The organism is Tychonema sp. LEGE 06208 (assembly GCF_015207505.1).
Taxonomy (GTDB): domain Bacteria; phylum Cyanobacteriota; class Cyanobacteriia; order Cyanobacteriales; family Microcoleaceae; genus Microcoleus.
Map to the genome: position 1 here is coordinate 139,542 of NZ_JADEWT010000001.1, position 17,284 is coordinate 156,825.

A 17,284-nucleotide genomic window follows, 5' to 3' on the forward strand; every position below is an offset into this window, starting at 1 on the left:
GAGGCTGTTATGTCTAAGTACGACTCCCATCTAAAATGTTCGTTTTGTGGCAAGTCTCAAGAGCAGGTACGCAAGTTGATCGCAGGCCCTGGGGTGTATATCTGTGACGAATGCGTTGACTTGTGCAATGAAATTTTAGATGAGGAGTTGTTTGATTCGAGTGCAGTGCCGGCGGCGGCGGCGGTTCCGAAGCAGGAAACAACCCAAAAACGCCGCGCTACCTCGGGCAAAAGTATGTCGATGAGCCAAATTCCCAAGCCGAGGGAAATTAAAAATTATCTCGACGAAAATGCGATCGGTCAAGAAGAGGCGAAAAAGGTGCTCTCGGTGGCGGTTTACAACCACTACAAGCGACTGAGTTTTATCCATGCCAAAAATAGCGGCAAGCACCCGCCGGAAGAAGTAGAACTGCAAAAATCAAATATTTTGTTAATCGGGCCGACGGGCTGCGGCAAAACTCTCCTGGCTCAGACTTTGGCGGATATGCTGGACGTGCCGTTTGCGGTGGCTGACGCGACGACTCTGACGGAAGCCGGCTATGTCGGGGAAGATGTGGAAAATATTTTGCTGCGGCTGCTGCAGGTGGCAGATATGGATGTGGAAGAGGCGCAGCGCGGAATTATTTATATTGATGAAATTGACAAAATTGCCCGGAAGAGCGAAAATCCTTCGATTACGCGGGATGTCTCTGGAGAAGGGGTGCAGCAGGCGCTACTGAAAATGCTTGAGGGGACGATCGCCAATGTACCTCCCCAAGGCGGCCGCAAGCATCCCTACCAAGACTGCATCCAAATTGATACCAGCAATATCATGTTTATTTGCGGCGGCGCTTTTGTCGGTCTCGACAAGGTGATCGAGCAGAGAACGGGTAAAAAGTCAATGGGTTTTATTCAGCCGGGAGAAGCTGTGCCGAAGGAAAAACGGGCCGCTGATGTGCTCAGGCAACTGGAACCAGACGATTTGGTCAAATTTGGGATGATTCCTGAGTTTATCGGGCGGGTGCCGGTGGCGGCGGTGTTAGATCCGCTGGATGAGGAAACGCTGATGGCGATTTTGACTGAGCCTCGCAATGCTTTGGTTAAGCAGTATCAAAAGCTGCTAAAAATGGATAATGTGCAGTTGGACTTTAAGCCGGATGCGATTCGGGCGATCGCCCAGGAAGCCTACCGCCGCAAAACTGGAGCGCGGGCGCTCAGGGGAATTGTCGAAGAATTGATGTTGGATGTGATGTACGAGTTGCCGTCGCGCAAGGATGTGACGCGGTGTACGATTACTAAGGAAATGGTTGAGAAGCGATCGACCGCCGAGCTCTTGGTACTTCCGTCTTCGCTACCAAAACCGGAGTCAGCCTAAAAGCAAGGTTTTCAGCACAGCCGCTTATGGAATCTCGCATTCAACTATACCTGCGCTTTGCCGCCAGCCAGCAGCGCGACACCGAGCGGATCGGGCCCTTCCTCGCTACCTTCAGCCCCCACAGCGCTAACCCTTATCTGAACTATGCCATTCCCGACGACGGCGCAGCACCTTCCCTCGCCGATGTCAACGCCCTAATCGCTGCGTACTCTTGGCGCGGGCGAAAGCCGCGTTTGGAGTATGTCTCGAAACTAGCGCCTGCTGTCGAAGAAGCCCTGATCTCGGCTGGTTTCACTGTTGAGGGACGCTTGCCGCTGATGATTTGTACTCCGGGCTCGGAGAAATTGCTTCCCATCCCCCCAGAAATTGAGCTAATTTTGCCAGTTTCCGACGCTGAGCTCCTCGGTACTGTGGCGGCGCAACACGAGGCTTACGGCGAAGTTGCACCAAGCCCTGAAGACGTTGACAGTCTTCGCAAAAGTATCGCGGCGGGCAGCATTGCGGTACTCGCCCGCGTAGCAGCAACGGGGGAACCTGCGGGGGCTGGAGTCTGTACCGTACCGGAAAATCAAACGACAGAAATCGCAGGTATCGGTGTCCGCCCTTCTTTTCGGCGGCGGGGCATCGCAGGGGCTTTGACGGCGCGGCTGCTGCGAGAGGCTTTCGACGCGGGTGTTGCGGTGGGGTTTTTGATGGCAGGACACGAGGAGGAATTTCGAGTTTACACCCGCGCTGGATTTTGTGCGATCGGCGAAATCTTGCACATTTCCCTCCCGCCCAATTTGATTACCAACCCATAAAATCATCCCCATCAACCTCAGCAGATAACTCAGGAAAATCCGGTTCAGATTCCAATCTAAAAGTTTCCGACTCCCAAATCTCTAAATCATCCGACAAATCGACTACTTCCCCCTCAAATATATGAGCCCACTCCCTAGCTAAATTTGCCACATCTCGCGCGTCATCTCGCACCGCTACAGCCTGAGCTTTAGAGTCATTCTGAGAGTCTGTAATGTGGTTTTTATCCCGCAGAGGTTCAGAAATATTTGGCAGTTTGGCGGCGGTATTTTCAGCCTCCCAAGAGCGTTTTTGCTCTTCTCCTTCATCCCTATAAAGATTATCTGGAACTTCAGAACCCGCCGAATTCTGCATCTGTTGCTTCCCATCGCCCGCCGGATGAGAATTCCTCAATTTTTCAGCAACCAGTCCGTTAGAAGCTGGCAAATCCTTGATGCTGGAACTATTAGTTTCAGCGGGATTTGTCAAGCCCACTTTTACTGTTACTCGACGGTTAAAAATTTGCACAAAAGCTTCTTCAAGATTAGCTACTTTGTCTTTGACCATCTTGAGTAACGGCTGGGAACTAATCTTAACATAAGCACTATCATTGCTAAAAATTACTAGCTGTCCGTGTTGGCGGAGTAGCGATTGAGTGCCGGGAGGGCGCACGCGATCGAGTACCTGTCCCCACACTCTATCTAAATCAATTTCATCGGCTGAATTAGTCGAGGCATAATTTGTTTGATTCGTTTCAGGAGTTGGTACAGGTGCGGGAATTGCAGCAGGAGGTGTGCTTTCTATTCTATTAGCCACAGGCGGCGACTGAGGCGGAGAATTTTGCGAATTGGGAACTGAAGATTGTTCAATATGAGATGTCTGATTCCCCCCCGATTGTAGGGGCGATGCCCCCTGGCCAGCCCTAGGTTGAGAGGGGTGAATTTGGGATTGAGCAATATTTCTAGCTGGTTCTGCTGTTTGTTGCTGCTGAGTTCTAATTGCTGAGGGCAATAATCCCAAGAGGGTTACTTCCAGCCACAATCGCGGCTGAGTGCTGTTTTTAATTTGCACTTCCTGGGTTTGCAATTGTTTCTGACTTGCTAAAATTAACTGGGTATCCCAGTTGCGAGCAACATCGCAAAGTTTTTCCCAAGTGGCGGCTGTTAAAGCGACTAAATCTGAGCGTTTGGGTGCTGTTTTGGCTATTAGCAAATCTCGGTAAAAGCTGGCGAGACTTTGCAGCACTATTAGCGGTTCCCGACCGCGATCCATGAGGTGGCGGGTCATGTCTATTAATGCTGTAGGGCGATCTTTTTCAATTGCTTGCAGCAGTTCCATTAAGTCGTTTTCGGGGACTGCACCGACTAAATCCCAAACTTTTTCGATTGTTATTTGGTCGGGAAATAAGCTGAGTTGGTCGAGCAAACTTTCGGCATCTCGCAGTCCTCCTTGGGCGATTTGAGCAACCATTTGTACTGCTTCGCTGGCAATGTTGATGTTTTCTAATTGGGCGATTTTGTGCAGGTGGGCGGTCATTGAGTCGAGGGGAATCCGGCGGAAGTCGAATTTTTGGCAGCGTGAGATGATGGTGGGCAGGACTCTTTGGGGGTCGGTTGTGGCGAGGACGAATACGACGCGATCGGGCGGTTCTTCTAGGGTTTTTAATAAGGCATTAAATGCCTGGGTACTCAGCATATGAACTTCGTCGATTACATATACTTTGTAGCGGCACTGGACGGGGGCAAATTGGGCTCGTTCGATCAAGTCTCGGATGTTATCTACTCCGGTGTTGCTGGCGGCGTCGATTTCGATGACATCTAGTGTGGAACCTCTGGCAATTTCTTGGCAAACGTTGCATTTGCCGCAGGGAGTTGGGGTGGGCGCGCCGGTAGAAATACAGTTGAGGGATTTGGCGAAAATTCTGGCGCTGGAGGTTTTGCCGGTGCCTCTGGGGCCTGTGAATAGATATGCTGGTGCTATGCGCTGTTGTAGGATGGCGCTGGTTAGGGTTTGGGCGATCGCCTCTTGGCCGACTAATTCGGCAAATGTCTGAGGGCGATATTTGTGATGGAGGGGTTCGTAGGTCACGATCGAATATTGGTGGTATTAGCTGTAATCTTAGCTAAGGACACGTTGTTCGATCGCACCGTTAGCGATCGTCTCCAACCAAATCACTCGCTATACCAGGCGACGGGAGCGAGGGAGCGCGTAGCAATTAGCACCCTCCTGGCCTGTACCCGGACGATCTCCGGGCGATCGGTTGTTTGGCAGAATTGTTTTGGGCAATCGCTCTCAGAGTTACTATTAATTTATGTGTGTTTGCTGTTCTTTTCTGAGAAGCAGAGCCCGCCGAACCTACTTATTTTTGAACTGTACTGGTATAATATAACACAGAGAATCCGCCATTTCTTTTTCCCATTGGCCGATCGCGATTTTGCGATATTTCGGGAACCAGCTTGCAGTTAAAGATAGAGTATTAATTAGAGGGTGCCTGTTCGAGTTGTAGAAATCCGGTTGTAGACAGATAGTGATAGAAAGAGATCGATGTTAGTCGATCGAGTTGCACTGCCAGCTCTACTCTGGAGTCCTGTAGAAATATAGTGCCAAATTTTACCCTTTAAAAGCCCATGTCAACCAAAATAATCCTTGTAGAATCAAGGTTGGCAGTAGCCTCTCCCAAGCCCAAACAGGCTAAACCTGCAGGTTTAGCCTCCGATCAACTCTTGATGGGAGCATCCGGGGCACTGTTGTTATTGCTTATCGGTTTAGCGGTGTTTACCAAGCTAAAACTCAAAGATTTGAGCAAGAAGCTCAAATTTGAAGAGTTTAGAAATCGAGAACTCCAGAAAAAATACAAAATGGCTCTGGAAACCTTGACAAAGATGGAAAAAAATCCCGACCTCATCCACTCGCGAGACTTTAATTTAGACTACCTGAGAATGCGGATGGCGGAAGAGGTTTTTCACTTTGCCATTGTGAACAAAATTAAGGTAAAAGTCAAAGACAAAATTAGTATTGCCCTGCGTCCGACTCAGGGTGCTGTCGGAGATAAAAACGGAAGTGCAGGCAGCGGCAGACAAGTGGATTCGACGTTTGATATCGAATACGAAACTGGCGATCCGGCAGTAAAAATAGAAAAGCGAGTGCTGTTTCGGATTCAAATTAAGCTGATGAAACTGCCGACTCAGGCAACATCGGCGACAATTAATCAAATTATTGATTGTTTGGAAACTTACCTGAGTCCTTCCGACGATCACGACAGTTGGCAGCCAACAATTCAAGGTCGCATTGTTCACATTGAGTGGGATCAAAAAGCCAAGCCAACGCCGATGTTGGTGCTGGAACAGTCAAACGAAGGGGTGAATGTTAGCTTTAGGACTACGAGAGCTGCTGCGGGCAGACTTGCGAACGATCTTCCAAGTCAAGTTGCCTCTGTTAAAAGTTCAAAAGGAACAAAAGGTGTTACCAAGATTCCAAGTAAAACTGCATCTAAAAGTTCTAGTAAAACTGGGGCGAAGCGCCCTGCTTCCCGCAAATAAGCGGATTTAATTAAGTTTATTTGCTGGCAATAGGAGCGGTGGCGGTGTTGGTGGCGGTGTCTTGTGCGAGGTAGCCGTCTTCCATGTGAATAATGCGATCGGCTATGTCTAAAATCCGGTTGTCGTGGGTGACGAGCAATATTGTACTGTGCTGTTCTTTGGCTAAACTTCGCATGATTTCTACCACATCTCTACCAGATTTGCTGTCTAGGGCTGCGGTGGGTTCGTCGGCTAATATTAATTTTGGTTGACTGACTAATGCGCGGGCGATCGCAACTCTTTGTTTTTGTCCGCCAGAAAGACTGTCCGGGTAATATTCTATTCTTTCTCCCAACCCTACAGCTTCCAGCATTCGCTCTATTTTATCGTGAGTTTCTTGGCTAGAAAGATGGCTGTGCAGTTCCAGAGACATTTGCACGTTTTGCCTTGCTGTCAAGCATTTGAGCAAATTGTGAGCTTGGAAAATATAACCGATGTCGCGGCGGAGTTGAACTAATTTATTTTTCTTGGTTCCCCGCAATTCTTGGTCGAGAATTTTGAGACTGCCTTCTTGGATCGATCGCAAAGCTCCAATCAAGGTTAACAACGTTGTTTTGCCAGACCCGGAAGGCCCGGTCATCAGCACGATTTCGCCCGGATAAATTTCGAGGTTGATGTCAAATAATGTCTGTTTGCGAAGTTGTCCTTCGCCGAAGGAATGATTGAGATTTTTAATGGAAACAACTGGTGTAGCGTTCATAATTAATTGGTATTATTTAATGAAATCAACCCCTAAGGTTCAAAATAATCAGACAAGGCTCAAATGAGATCGGGCTCGACTCCCTGCGATCGCAAATAAGCAGCCAATCGCTCTTTTTGTTCTCGTTCAGCATCGGCGCGTTGGCTTTCAACATCGGCGTCGAGGTAACGCTGTGGGGTTGAAGCTTTGGGTCATAGCGCAGAACCGAGGAAGAGTGCGATCGAGAGGGATGCTCTCTTACAGCATAGCGTTCGATCGGCAAAGCTATCAATAACCAATCACTAATAACCAATAACCAATAACCAATAACCAATAACCAATAACCAATAACAAATTTAAAAAATATCCGCCGGGTCTGCAGCCTGCAACTTTCTAACTGCGATCGCCCCCGATAGACAACACATCACAACTGTCATTACAAACACAGTTACAGCCTTCCCCACCGTCATGTACATCGGCAAACTCGTAGCACTTCTCCCTAAATTGTACAGCACCACAGAAACCCCAAACCCAGGCAAATAGCCAAGAATTGCTAATATTAAAGCCTCTTGAAAAACCACCCCCAAAAAGTAAAAATCCTTATATCCCATCGCCTTTAGCGTAGCGTATTCCGGCAAGTGATCGTTAACATCAGTATAAAGAATTTGGTAAACAATCACTATCCCGACGATAAATCCCATTGCCGCGCCGAGAGTGAAAATAAATCCGATTGCCGTGCCTTCTTCCCAATACTTTTTCTCAAAAGCCACAAACTCTTCTTTAGAATCAATCCGCACATCTGACGGCAAAGTTGCCCTCATTTTTTCCACAACAGCCTTAACATCCGTTCCCGGTTGCAAGTAAACAATACCAATATCAATTAAACCTTTTGTTCTCCGCGTCGCAAAAATTCGCAGAAAGTTCAAATCGGTAGTAACAATATTTCCATCTGCACCGAAAGATGCCCCTAAAGTAAATAAACCCTCTACCTTAACGCGGCGGTTGTCAACTTCAGTTTCAACAGTTTTTCCCCCATCGAAATATTCAGCTACTGGCCCGAATTCCGGGCGGGAAGCTCGGTCAAATAAGACCACATCCGACATCTTAATTTTGTCCAAATTATTTTGGATTTCGGGCATATCAAAAATCGGATGAGCGGGGTCAAAACCGATGACCATCAATTGGCGGGTATTGCTCTGGTTGGGAGCGGGATTTTTCCACAAGCCAAAGCCTAGATATACCGGGCTGATTGCTGTAACGCTGTTAAAACTCAAAGCTTGATACAAGCGCCGCTGGGGGAAGCTTTTCATGGCTATTAAAGCCGTAGATTGGCTGCTGGTGATGAAAATATCTCCTTGTAACTGTGAATGGAAGCTGACGGAACTTTCAAACAGCGCGTCTCTAAATCCGAACTGCATAAACATCAGCAAGTCGGCAAATCCAATGCCTGCTAGCGCGATGACTAAGCGCATTTTTTCGCGGGTTAACTGTGCCCAAGCTAAGGGTATTTTTGCCATAATGAAGGAAGGGGGAAGAAGGCAGTTGGCAGGAAAGCAGTTGGCAGGAAAGCAGTTGGCAGGAAAGCAGTAGTTAACGGTTAACAGTCAACAATTCCAAATCTTAGATGTCTATTTTAACTTGAACCTGCAAGTTTGTGAGCGATGCAACTTTCTTGCTCGATTCGGGGTCTAGGCGAATTCTGACTTCGATAACTCTCGCGTCGGTGTCGGCGGCGGGGTCAGTATTGAGGACATCTTTTTTGCCGATTTGTTTGCCGATTCGAGTGACTGTTCCTTCTAAATTGCCGACAAATACGGGGCTGGTGATGGTAGCGCGCTGGCCGTTTCGGACTTTGGCGATGTCGGTTTCGTAAACTTCGGCTATGGCGTACATTTGATCGGTGCGGCCTAGTTCTACGATGCCGTCTTGGGTGTTGATGCGTTCTCCTTGTCTGGTGTTAACTTTGAGGATGGAACCGGATACGGGTGCTTTGACGTAGCTTAAGTTTAAGTCTACTTGGGCTTTTTGTTTGGTGGCGATCGCACTTTCGACTGCGGCTTGGGCGGCTTGTACGTCTTCGGAACGGACTTCGGATATTTGGTCGAGATTTGCTCTGGCTTGATTGATTTGTGCTTCGCCGGTTTCTGATTTTTGTTTCAGCATTGCTTCGGCTTGATTGATTTGTTCTCGGCCTGTTTCTATCTTTTGATTTAAAGTGGCTCTAGCTTGGTTGATTTCTTGTCTTCCTGTTTCTAATTTGCGTTTAAGATTGGCGCGGGATTGGTTGATTTCTTGTTGGCCTGTTTCTAATGTTTGTTTGAGGGTAGCTTGAGTTTCAATTATTTCCTGTTGCACAGTTGCGACGGTTTTTTCTAATATCGCTTGTGCTTCTCTAACTTTTTGTTTGGCTGTAGCTACTGTTAAGCGTTTGGTGTCGTAGGTGGAAGCGGAAATTGCGCCTGTTTCGGAGAGTTCTTTGTTGCGTTGTTCCTCGGCTTCGGCGTTGGTTAATTCGGCTTTTAGTCGATCGACTGTAGCGTTTTGAGAGGCAATTTCGCCGCGCAATTGAGCTTCCAGCCTCGCGAGTTTGGCTTGCTGCGCTTGAGTTTCTCTTTGCAGTTGCGCTTCAAATTTGGCAAGATTGGCTTGTTCGGCTTCGGTTTCTCTTTGCAGTTGAGCTTCAAATTTGGCTACGTTTGCTTGTTCGGCTTCGGTTTCTCTTTGCAGTTGAGCTTCTAGGCGGGCGACATTGGCTGCTTCGCCTTCAGTTTCTCTTTGACGTTGAACTTCTGACTTGGAAACTTCGGCTTTTTGGGCGACGATTTCCCCGGTTTTTGCGCCTGCTTGAATTTTGGCTAATTCTGCTTGTTTGACTTGAACTTCTTTGTCGGCTTGTTGGAGGATGGCTTGCAGCCGATCGCGCGTATCGAGAACTGCTATGATTTGTCCTTGACTGACGCGATCGCCCTCTTCCACCCGCAACTCTTCAATTCTCGCTCCCTCCGACGCTGAAGGGGCGGACAATTTGATCACTTCCCCCTGGGGAGTCAACCTACCCAAAGCTGTCACGCTGCTGCGAGTGGAGGCTGGAGTTGCAGCCGCCGTTGCAGCCGCCTTTAACTCTTCGGCTTTTTTAATTTGAGATACTTGCCAAAAACCGACTCCTGCGATCATGACAGTAGCGGCGGTCGCTAAACCGATGACTCCTCGCCCTGGGGGTTTTAAAAATGACTTATCCTTGACCCGCGATTCCTTTCCCATGACTTATCACATAGGTGATTTCTTGATTAAGTTTTTTCACACCTATTGTTAAGTATTGTAAACTGATTTCAGCTATTTAGGGAAATCAAAAAGCACCTGAGTCATGTAATTTTCTGCCCAATCTTGACCGAAAGCTTTTTCTAGGACGCGGCGGGTTTTGTCGTTTTGCTGCTGCTGGGTGCAGTAGTAAATTTGAGCGTCGAGAATTTTCGATGCTTCGGCCGCAGAGACTGGTTCTGCTGCAACTGCGAGTTGGCAGTGAATTTCAACGTAGGATTCAACTATGTCCAGAAATCTGGTTTCTTCTTCCGGTGAATCGGGCCGGACAAACAGGCAAAATTCTGAGAAAATATCTCCCCAGTCAGGAATTTGGCGGGGACAGGAAAATTGGTTGACCGGCAAAGTTTGCAGTTGGGTTCGGTAGGCTTCCGACAAAGTGCGGCTCTGATTGAGGGGAGAAAGGTCTGCGATCGCCGCGCTAATTTTGCCTTTGCCTGCTACGATATCGGTACCGAACATTGGCAAAGCGTAATTCGGTCTGGGAAACATCACGCAGTGCAGAATATCCAGCACCGGCCCGACTTTAGCGAGTTCGAGATGTATTTTGCGGAACTGCGGAGTTTGATAGCAGCGGTTTTCCACGATCAGTTTTTCTCCCTCCAAGCGCCCTTCTATATATCCCAACTCAGCGGGGAGGTGGTAGGGTTCGAGGTCGAGATAGCGGTGCCATACTGCTTCCATCCGTTGTGCTAGTTCGCGGATGAGGTAGTGCTGTTGCTCGCGCAGGGAAGGCTGGGAGATTTCTAACATTCCTAATTTATCGGGCGATCGCTTAATAAAACTTGATTCTACGGTTGCAGGATGCAGGAAAAAAGGTAGATACTTTTAAGGATACCAGCAGATTGACTTGCGATCGAGCAAGTTTTAGAGGAGATGACTGTATGTTTGGTCTGGGATTGCCCGAAATGGGCATTATTGCGGTAGTCGCTATTCTAATTTTTGGCCCTAAAAAAATTCCTGAGTTGGGAAATGCTTTGGGTAAAACGCTGCGGAGTTTTAAGGAAGGGGTCGGTCTAGGTGATGATGAATCGGCTCTAGACGAGAAGGAGAAGGAGAAAGAGAAGGAGAAGGAGGAAGAAGGCCCACCGAAAATCTAAATTAGGTTCAATCGAGAAAACTTCACTCCTGATTTTTTTGGGACTTGCATTCCGATGCAAAAAACCTATGGCGGAAATTTGCCCTCTCTAACTTCTAGGGAATAATCTTTGACAGCTTGAGTAATTGTTTCTCGCAAATTAGTGTAAGCTTTGGCAAAAGGCGGTTGTTTTTCCGAAAGTCCCAACAAATCGGAAGTAACTAAAACTTGTCCGTCGCAGTGCGGCCCGGCCCCGATGCCAATGGTGGGAACAGTTAATTTTTGGGTAATTTGAGCGGCTAAATCTGGGGGAATGTGTTCGAGGACGATCGCAAAAACCCCGGCTTCTTCCAGTGCGATCGACTCTGCTATGATGCGATCGGCAGATTCCGCTGTTTTGCCTTGTTTTTTGTAGCCTAATTGGTGTACCGACTGCGGAGTTAAACCGACGTGTCCCATCACCGGAATTCCGGCGGATGTTAGCTGCGAAACAGTAGTCGCCATTGCTGGATATCCGCCCTCCAATTTGACAGCTTGAGCGCCAGTTTCTTTCAAAACTCTCCCCGCCGAGTGCATCGCTTGCTGCGGACTTTCCTGGTAAGTCAAAAACGGCAAATCGACCACAATTAATGCTTGTTTGACTCCGCGACGCACTGCTTTAGCGTGGTGCAGCATTTCATCGAGAGTTAGGGGCAGTGTTGTTTCGTAGCCCAATACTGTCATTGCTAGGGAATCTCCGACTAAGATGATGTCTGCGCCGGCTTGGTCGAGTAGTTGGGCTATCGCACAATCATAACCTGTCAGCGCGACAATTGCACGCCCTTGCTGTTTCCACTGAATAAGTTGGTGTGTAGTTACTGCCATTTATTGCAAAAATATAAAATTCGTTCAGACTATTACTTATGATATCAAATAGAACATTACCATCGAAATTATTATTGCATCTGTAGCGAGCGGCCTGGAAAGCTTTAAAACTCGACTGGGAAATTATTTACACTCGCGCACCGCCAAATTGAATAATATCAATGGAAGGTTTTTTAGCAAAAAAACTAGCATAAATCTGCCTCAAGCGCGATCGAACTTCCCCGGAATTTACCGGACGCTGCTGCAAATCCCATCGCCCAGATCCTTTATACAAAATTCTCGATAGTTAAACAATTATTTCAGATTTTCTTTAACTTTGAGCTTTTCAATAATCCCAACTTAAAAAAATATAATGCTTTTGTACAACTGATTCAGACTTGCTGTATAGTTTGCCAATAAATTCCTGACTCAAGAATATCGTAAAATCTAGCAACCACAATAAGCTGTTGCGGCATATAAACTGTATATCCAAAAAAAATAAAACAATGAGTGGGGAGTAGGGGTTGGGCAGGAGAGCCAGCCCTAAATATGCAATTCAAATGCGCGACAGCTTATCGGATAATGGTGAAGCAACCAACCAGGTAAACAGCATGAGTATTGACCAATTAAACACAGACTACGGCATTGCAGACAACCTCACCTTCGCTAGCGGAAACGGTGGTTTCCCGATGATTCACATCGACAACGGCCAAGCCAAAGCCGTGATTTCTGTGTATGCTGGCCAAGTGCTCTCCTTCCAACCAGCCACCGAAACCGCAGACGTGATGTTTTTGAGCGAAAAAGCTTACTACGCCGAAGGAAAAGCCATCAAAGGCGGTATACCCATTTGTTGGCCCTGGTTTGGCCCAGATCCCGAAGACTTGGGCCGCCCCAGCCACGGGTTTGTGCGGAATCGCCTGTGGAATGTGGTAGCAACCGCCACCACCCCAGAGGGCGCAACCAAAGTCACTCTAGGACTTCAGGATACCGAGGAAACAAGAGAAATTTGGCCTCAAGCCTTTGAACTGGCGATCGCCATTACCGTTGGCACCAGCCTCACTGTAGAATTAATCACCCGCAATCTGGGCGACAAAGCATTTCCCCTCACCCAAGCTTTGCACACCTACTTCCAAGTCGGCGACATCAACCGCGTGCAGGTTTTGGGTTTAGAAAATAGCCAGTATCTTGATAAAGTTGATGGTGGTGTAGAAAAAACTCAAGTAGGTGCAGTTGTAGCAGTCGGTGAGGTCGATCGCATTTATCTCGATGTCACCAATCAAATAGTAATTGACGATGCCGCCCTAAATCGTCGGATTCGCATTCAATCCTCTGGCAGCAAATCCGCCGTTGTGTGGAATCCCTGGGTGACAATTTCTGCAAACATGGCCGACCTCGACGATGCAGATTATCAGCGCTTAATCTGCGTAGAAACGACCAATGCGGCTACAGATATTGTGGAAGTCCCCGCGCATGGTGAGTTCTGCTTGCAAGCAATTTACAGTGTTGAGCGCGATTAAACAATGAGAGATTAATAAGCTGTTGCACGAGTTTTTGATTGATAGAGCAACTGCAGATCCAAGGCAGATTAACGCACATAATTTCAAGATAGTTGTAGATTTTTGTAATGTCGTGTCCGGTCGATTAAGAACAATAAGATTGTTGTGCTAATCGACCGGACATGATATAAGAGGTCTATTGAAAAGTTATGTTACCGCAAGGCACAATCATATCGAATCCCTGATTTCTCCCTTCTTTATTTTTTAGTTTGTTTAGCACAGACATGGTTTCTAGGGGATAGATTTCAACCGCCGTCTGCATCTGTTTATGTCTTCTTCCTTCTTCGTTATTCCTGATGACTAGCCTTCGACTTCGCTCAGGCTAAAATGACTAAGGACTGTTGACTGTTAACTGTTAACTGTTAACTAATGACCAATGACCAATGACTAATGACTAATGACTAATGACTAATGACTAATGACTAATGACTAATGACTAATAACTAATTACCATCAATAATTATGCAAAATTTCAACTGGACAAAACTTCAAAATGGCTCAGACATTCGCGGTATCGCCCTCGAAGGGGTTCCCAATGAAAAAGTCAACCTCACCCCGGAAATTGTCACAATTTTAGGTCAGTCTTTTGTCAGTTGGCTGGTGGAAAAAGTCCACAAACCCGCTGCAGAATTGATAATTGCGATCGGGCGCGACAGCCGCCTATCTGGCCCAACTTTAATGCAAGCAGTCATGGAGGGAATCGCCTCAGTTGGTGCCACAGTATACGACTTTGAAATGGCATCAACCCCCGCCATGTTTATGAGTACCGTAACCCCCGGTTTTGATTGCGACGGCGCGATTATGCTCACTGCTAGCCATTTACCTTTTAATCGCAACGGCTTAAAGTTTTTCACCGCCAACGGTGGGTTACAAAAAAAAGATATTACCGATATTTTAACACTAGCCCAAAGCAATCATTTTCAGCCAGCCGCAGCGACAGGTAACATTACTAAGCATAATTTTATCTCTGTTTATGCCAACCAATTTGTCAAACAAATTCGGGAATCCGTCAATCATCCCGATAACTTTGAGCAACCGCTGACAGGGTTAAAAATTGTTGTGGATGCGGGGAATGGTGCGGGCGGATTTTATGTCGATAAAGTCTTAAAACCTTTAGGTGCAGACACTACCGGCAGTCAATTTTTAGAACCAGATGGTACTTTCCCCAATCATGTACCCAATCCCGAAGATAAACAGGCAATGCAGTCAATTTGTCAAGCGGTAATTGAAAATCATGCTGATTTTGGGATTATTTTTGATACTGATGTCGATCGCAGTGCGGCCGTCGATGGAGTTGGCAAGGAACTCAATCGCAATCGCTTAATTGCTTTGATTTCTGCGATAATCTTACAAGAACACCCAGGCTCTACCATTGTCACCGATTCTATCACCTCCGATGGTTTAACGCAATTCATCGAACAGGATTTAAAAGGGATTCACCATCGCTTTAAACGCGGCTACAAAAATGTGATTGACGAGTCGGTTCGCCTGAATCAAGCCGGACAGGAATCGTGGCTGGCGATTGAAACCTCTGGCCACGGAGCTTTGAAAGAAAATTATTTTCTGGATGATGGCGCTTACTTGGTGAGCAAATTATTGATTGAATTGGCTAAATCCAAGCTAGCCAATCAATCGTTACCAGATTTAATTGCTAATTTACAAGAACCCGCAGAAAGTGCAGAATTTCGGATTAAAATTAATGTGGATGATTTCAAAGTTCTGGGAGAGGCTGTCATCGACAAACTGCAAGATTTTACTTCAACGCAAGCCGACTGGAAAATTGTTCCCAATAACTACGAAGGCGTGCGAATTTCTTGCACATCAGCTAGCGAATCCGGCTGGTTTTTGTTACGCTTATCCTTGCACGATCCGGTGATGGTTTTGAATGTTGAGTCTAATGTTGATGGTGGTGTCGCTCTCATAGTTGCTCGGCTTTTAGCTTTTTTCCTAACAACAGAATCGCTAGATTTATCTGCTTTGTAAACCCAATTTTAATTGGGATTATTACTAAACCAAATCCTAGGAGGAATTCGATAATGTGGCTTTTAATTATTAATTGTTCTGCAGCAAGCTGGGAAACCCATTCCAAAGCTTTTAAGGCGATCGCAGAAAAATATCCGGCCACGCCTCTTTCTTCCAAAAAGATGAAAGGCGACGGTGAACGCATCATGGAATATAAACTTGAAAATGTCAATGATGTAGAGGACTTTATGGAAGAATGCTTGACTTTGGATGGCTTTACCGCTACTTTTGAATCTCTATAAATCCGGGGTTGGAACTCGAAAAATTCTCAATAAACTTCTTGCGTAAATCTTTGGTTGTTCGGTCAATTGCGGAGGTAAGGCAGATTATTTAATGAGAGTTTACGAATAAAGCAACTCTGCTTTGCATTTATGGTTTGTAGTGGGCGCGAAAGTCCTCTGTTTAATATCGTCCCCGGTAGATTGACCGATCGATTGGATCGCGCGTGCGTCAGTCAGTGTCCGCAACAAATGAGCGGACTCGCATTCCGTACTACGAACCTTTGTTAGATCGGTTAATCGATGGGACAGGGTATGAAACCTTTTGATTTATAGAGCTGCATTGGTTTTGGGAAGTGGGATGAATTGGTAATCGGGAGACTTCAAAGCCCAAGCTAAAAAACGTTCTGTGTAATACAAAGCTAATTGATTGCTAGGCCCATTAAAAACTGCATCAAAGGCGTGTTCTGCCCAAGGAATTTCGAGCAAAATAGCACGATTTCCTGTGGCGCGCAATCGTTCGTAGAGCGATCGCCCAAACTTAGCCTGTACGATATGGTCGCGACCTCCATAAACCAGTAGAGAAGGGGGAAGATTTGTTTTAATATAATTGATGGGAGAAGCCTGACGGTAAAGTTCCTTGAGTTCCTCTGGCGTTCCTCCGAGAAAGGCACGCAAGACGGCTCGAACATCGATCGCATCAGGAAAAGGTGGGTCATTGTATCCCCCAATCAGGTTATTGGGGCCGTAATAATTCACCACTGCTCTAATGGGAAGCGCGCTGGAACCGTAAGTAGTTAGCATTGCTAAATGGGCCCCTGCAGACCTTCCCATCAAAGCAATTTTATCAAGATCGATTTCCCAATCACCGGCATGAGTTTTGATGTAGGAAAGAGCGGCTTGCACGTCTTCAAGCTGAGCCGGAAACTTATATTTGGGAGCGTGGCGGTAATCAATTGCTACAACACAATAACCTCGCGCGGCCATGTAGCGGTTGAATTCTTCATTGTAATCGGGATTACCTCTTTGCCAAGCTCCTCCGTAAAGCATGATTATCGCCGGATATTTGCCAATTTGCATCGGCCTGTAAAGGTTGAGTTTCAGTGAAACTCCGTCAGGGTTAGCAAATACAATATCCCGATCGCTCCTGATGTCTCTCATGGGAATTCCCCGGAACGCATCTGCTAGGATAAACGGTTGAGGGCGTAGCTGCGCGCGCAGGGTTTGAGGAACGGTGGCTAAATAGTTTTTGCCTAAAACTGCTGGCATTTCGGTAGCTATCGCTGCGTTCGTTGCTGTTAGTTGCATCAGCGGAAGCAGGCTCAGAATGAGGGCGAACAGGTTACAAATTAGTAAAGTAATGTAGACTTTGCCTCGATGTCGTTTGAGCAGATTCAGCAAAAGGGCGATCGTATTTAGGCCCACCAACCAAGGACTAATTTCTGGTGCACCCACCGCCAAAGGGTACAAAAACAGCGTGGGTGCTGGTACGACGATCCAGAGACTGAGAAATAGCCCGATCGCGCTGGCGAACCAACGAATAAATCGCGAGACTAAGAACCCTGTCAATAATCGTAACTTTTTGCCGTTATTCTTGGGGAGCATCGGATTTTCGCAACCTAATTTTTAATCAGCTTAAATTAATCGGGCGGTTTTGATTGGTGATACGATCGCCCCTGCCACCACCAAACCATAGTAATGCGTTCGGGTGCCGCAATTTGTGAGATTGCTGACATAAGTAAGTCGGTGGGGAAAAACACAACTGTGTTAAGAAAGATAAATGAGGCTAAAACCCCAATCCCTCCTGCATTCTGTCTCCTGACTCCTGCCTCATCCCAACTACAAATATTTACGCCTTTCTA

16 protein-coding genes are annotated in these 17,284 nt (G+C 46.8%); 8 read left to right on the forward strand and 8 right to left on the reverse strand.

Annotated elements, in window-relative coordinates; translation table 11 throughout:
- Window positions 1-9 precede the first annotated feature (9 nt).
- Window positions 10-1,353 carry an ATP-dependent protease ATP-binding subunit ClpX gene (gene clpX / locus IQ263_RS00660; RefSeq protein ID WP_194065682.1) on the forward strand — a complete coding sequence of 448 codons (1,344 nt, stop codon included), beginning with the start codon at window positions 10-12 and terminating at the stop codon, window positions 1,351-1,353.
- Between the two features lie 26 nt (window positions 1,354-1,379).
- On the forward strand, window positions 1,380-2,153 hold the full coding sequence (locus IQ263_RS00665) for a GNAT family N-acetyltransferase (RefSeq protein ID WP_194065683.1): 774 nt from the start codon (window positions 1,380-1,382) through the stop codon (window positions 2,151-2,153).
- Here the strand turns inward: IQ263_RS00665 and IQ263_RS00670 are convergent.
- Window positions 2,140-4,218: a DNA polymerase III subunit gamma/tau gene (locus IQ263_RS00670; RefSeq protein WP_194065684.1), complete on the reverse strand. Its 2,079-nt coding sequence runs from the start codon at window positions 4,216-4,218 to the stop codon at window positions 2,140-2,142. The genes IQ263_RS00665 and IQ263_RS00670 overlap by 14 nt on opposite strands.
- Here IQ263_RS00670 and IQ263_RS00675 point away from each other — a divergent pair.
- Window positions 4,198-4,596, forward strand: coding sequence for a hypothetical protein (locus tag IQ263_RS00675; protein ID WP_194065685.1), 399 nt, complete (start codon window positions 4,198-4,200; stop codon window positions 4,594-4,596). The genes IQ263_RS00670 and IQ263_RS00675 overlap by 21 nt on opposite strands.
- Window positions 4,597-4,757: 161 nt before the next feature.
- Window positions 4,758-5,669 carry a hypothetical protein gene (locus tag IQ263_RS00680; RefSeq protein WP_194065686.1) on the forward strand — a complete coding sequence of 304 codons (912 nt, stop codon included), beginning with the start codon at window positions 4,758-4,760 and terminating at the stop codon, window positions 5,667-5,669.
- Window positions 5,670-5,685: 16 nt separating this feature from the next.
- Here IQ263_RS00680 and IQ263_RS00685 read toward each other — a convergent pair whose 3' ends face one another.
- The 4 genes from IQ263_RS00685 to IQ263_RS00700 form a co-directional block, all read right to left on the reverse strand.
- Window positions 5,686-6,408, reverse strand: coding sequence for a DevA family ABC transporter ATP-binding protein (locus IQ263_RS00685; RefSeq protein ID WP_194065687.1), 723 nt, complete (start codon window positions 6,406-6,408; stop codon window positions 5,686-5,688).
- Window positions 6,409-6,743: 335 nt separating this feature from the next.
- Window positions 6,744-7,904 (reverse strand): ABC transporter permease DevC, encoded by a 1,161-nt coding sequence (devC, locus tag IQ263_RS00690; RefSeq protein WP_194065688.1) that lies wholly within the window; start codon window positions 7,902-7,904, stop codon window positions 6,744-6,746.
- Window positions 7,905-8,007: 103 nt separating this feature from the next.
- The gene (locus tag IQ263_RS00695; protein ID WP_194065689.1) at window positions 8,008-9,648 is read right to left on the reverse strand and encodes an HlyD family efflux transporter periplasmic adaptor subunit; all 1,641 of its coding nucleotides are present in this window, start codon (window positions 9,646-9,648) and stop codon (window positions 8,008-8,010) included.
- 72 nt (window positions 9,649-9,720) lie between these two features.
- Complete coding sequence (locus IQ263_RS00700; RefSeq protein ID WP_194065690.1) at window positions 9,721-10,458, reverse strand: phycocyanobilin:ferredoxin oxidoreductase; 738 nt, start codon at window positions 10,456-10,458, stop codon at window positions 9,721-9,723.
- Window positions 10,459-10,502: 44 nt separating this feature from the next.
- Here IQ263_RS00700 and tatA point away from each other — a divergent pair, with 44 nt between their 5' ends.
- Complete coding sequence (tatA, locus tag IQ263_RS00705; protein ID WP_304941025.1) at window positions 10,503-10,805, forward strand: twin-arginine translocase TatA/TatE family subunit; 303 nt, start codon at window positions 10,503-10,505, stop codon at window positions 10,803-10,805.
- 65 nt (window positions 10,806-10,870) lie between these two features.
- Here the strand turns inward: tatA and panB are convergent, their stop codons facing one another.
- Both panB and IQ263_RS00715 read right to left on the reverse strand, forming a co-directional pair.
- Window positions 10,871-11,647 carry a 3-methyl-2-oxobutanoate hydroxymethyltransferase gene (panB, locus tag IQ263_RS00710; RefSeq protein WP_194065691.1) on the reverse strand — a complete coding sequence of 259 codons (777 nt, stop codon included), beginning with the start codon at window positions 11,645-11,647 and terminating at the stop codon, window positions 10,871-10,873.
- Between the two features lie 127 nt (window positions 11,648-11,774).
- The gene (locus IQ263_RS00715) at window positions 11,775-11,921 is read right to left on the reverse strand and encodes a hypothetical protein (RefSeq protein ID WP_194065692.1); all 147 of its coding nucleotides are present in this window, start codon (window positions 11,919-11,921) and stop codon (window positions 11,775-11,777) included.
- 316 nt (window positions 11,922-12,237) lie between these two features.
- On the opposite strand from IQ263_RS00715, the gene IQ263_RS00720 reads away from it, so the two are divergent.
- From IQ263_RS00720 to IQ263_RS00730, 3 genes are all read left to right on the forward strand, one after another.
- Window positions 12,238-13,143, forward strand: a complete 906-nt coding sequence (locus IQ263_RS00720) for a D-hexose-6-phosphate mutarotase (RefSeq protein ID WP_194065693.1) — start codon at window positions 12,238-12,240, stop codon at window positions 13,141-13,143.
- 501 nt (window positions 13,144-13,644) lie between these two features.
- A complete protein-coding gene (locus IQ263_RS00725; RefSeq protein ID WP_194065694.1) occupies window positions 13,645-15,165 on the forward strand; it encodes a phosphomannomutase/phosphoglucomutase in 1,521 nt (506 codons plus the stop codon).
- A gap of 53 nt (window positions 15,166-15,218) precedes the next feature.
- Window positions 15,219-15,446, forward strand: a complete 228-nt coding sequence (locus IQ263_RS00730; protein WP_194011858.1) for a hypothetical protein — start codon at window positions 15,219-15,221, stop codon at window positions 15,444-15,446.
- Window positions 15,447-15,752: 306 nt separating this feature from the next.
- On the opposite strand, the gene IQ263_RS00735 is transcribed toward IQ263_RS00730, so the two are convergent.
- Window positions 15,753-17,027: an alpha/beta hydrolase gene (locus IQ263_RS00735; RefSeq protein ID WP_194065695.1), complete on the reverse strand. Its 1,275-nt coding sequence runs from the start codon at window positions 17,025-17,027 to the stop codon at window positions 15,753-15,755.
- Window positions 17,028-17,284 lie beyond the last annotated feature (257 nt).

Excerpts from the sequence above, each read along its gene's own strand:
- clpX (WP_194065682.1), top strand. The coding sequence starts at position 10 with ATGTCTAAGTACGACTCCCATCTAAAATGTTCGTTTTGTGGCAAGTCT.
- devC (WP_194065688.1), bottom strand. The coding sequence starts at position 7,904 with ATGGCAAAAATACCCTTAGCTTGGGCACAGTTAACCCGCGAAAAAATG.
- IQ263_RS00695 (WP_194065689.1), bottom strand. The coding sequence starts at position 9,648 with ATGGGAAAGGAATCGCGGGTCAAGGATAAGTCATTTTTAAAACCCCCA.
- IQ263_RS00700 (WP_194065690.1), bottom strand. The coding sequence starts at position 10,458 with ATGTTAGAAATCTCCCAGCCTTCCCTGCGCGAGCAACAGCACTACCTC.
- IQ263_RS00730 (WP_194011858.1), top strand. The coding sequence starts at position 15,219 with ATGTGGCTTTTAATTATTAATTGTTCTGCAGCAAGCTGGGAAACCCAT.
- IQ263_RS00720 (WP_194065693.1), top strand. The coding sequence starts at position 12,238 with ATGAGTATTGACCAATTAAACACAGACTACGGCATTGCAGACAACCTC.
- IQ263_RS00735 (WP_194065695.1), bottom strand. The coding sequence starts at position 17,027 with ATGCTCCCCAAGAATAACGGCAAAAAGTTACGATTATTGACAGGGTTC.
- IQ263_RS00665 (WP_194065683.1), top strand. The coding sequence starts at position 1,380 with ATGGAATCTCGCATTCAACTATACCTGCGCTTTGCCGCCAGCCAGCAG.
- IQ263_RS00725 (WP_194065694.1), top strand. The coding sequence starts at position 13,645 with ATGCAAAATTTCAACTGGACAAAACTTCAAAATGGCTCAGACATTCGC.
- IQ263_RS00685 (WP_194065687.1), bottom strand. The coding sequence starts at position 6,408 with ATGAACGCTACACCAGTTGTTTCCATTAAAAATCTCAATCATTCCTTC.
- IQ263_RS00680 (WP_194065686.1), top strand. The coding sequence starts at position 4,758 with ATGTCAACCAAAATAATCCTTGTAGAATCAAGGTTGGCAGTAGCCTCT.
- IQ263_RS00675 (WP_194065685.1), top strand. The coding sequence starts at position 4,198 with ATGGAGGGGTTCGTAGGTCACGATCGAATATTGGTGGTATTAGCTGTA.
- panB (WP_194065691.1), bottom strand. The coding sequence starts at position 11,647 with ATGGCAGTAACTACACACCAACTTATTCAGTGGAAACAGCAAGGGCGT.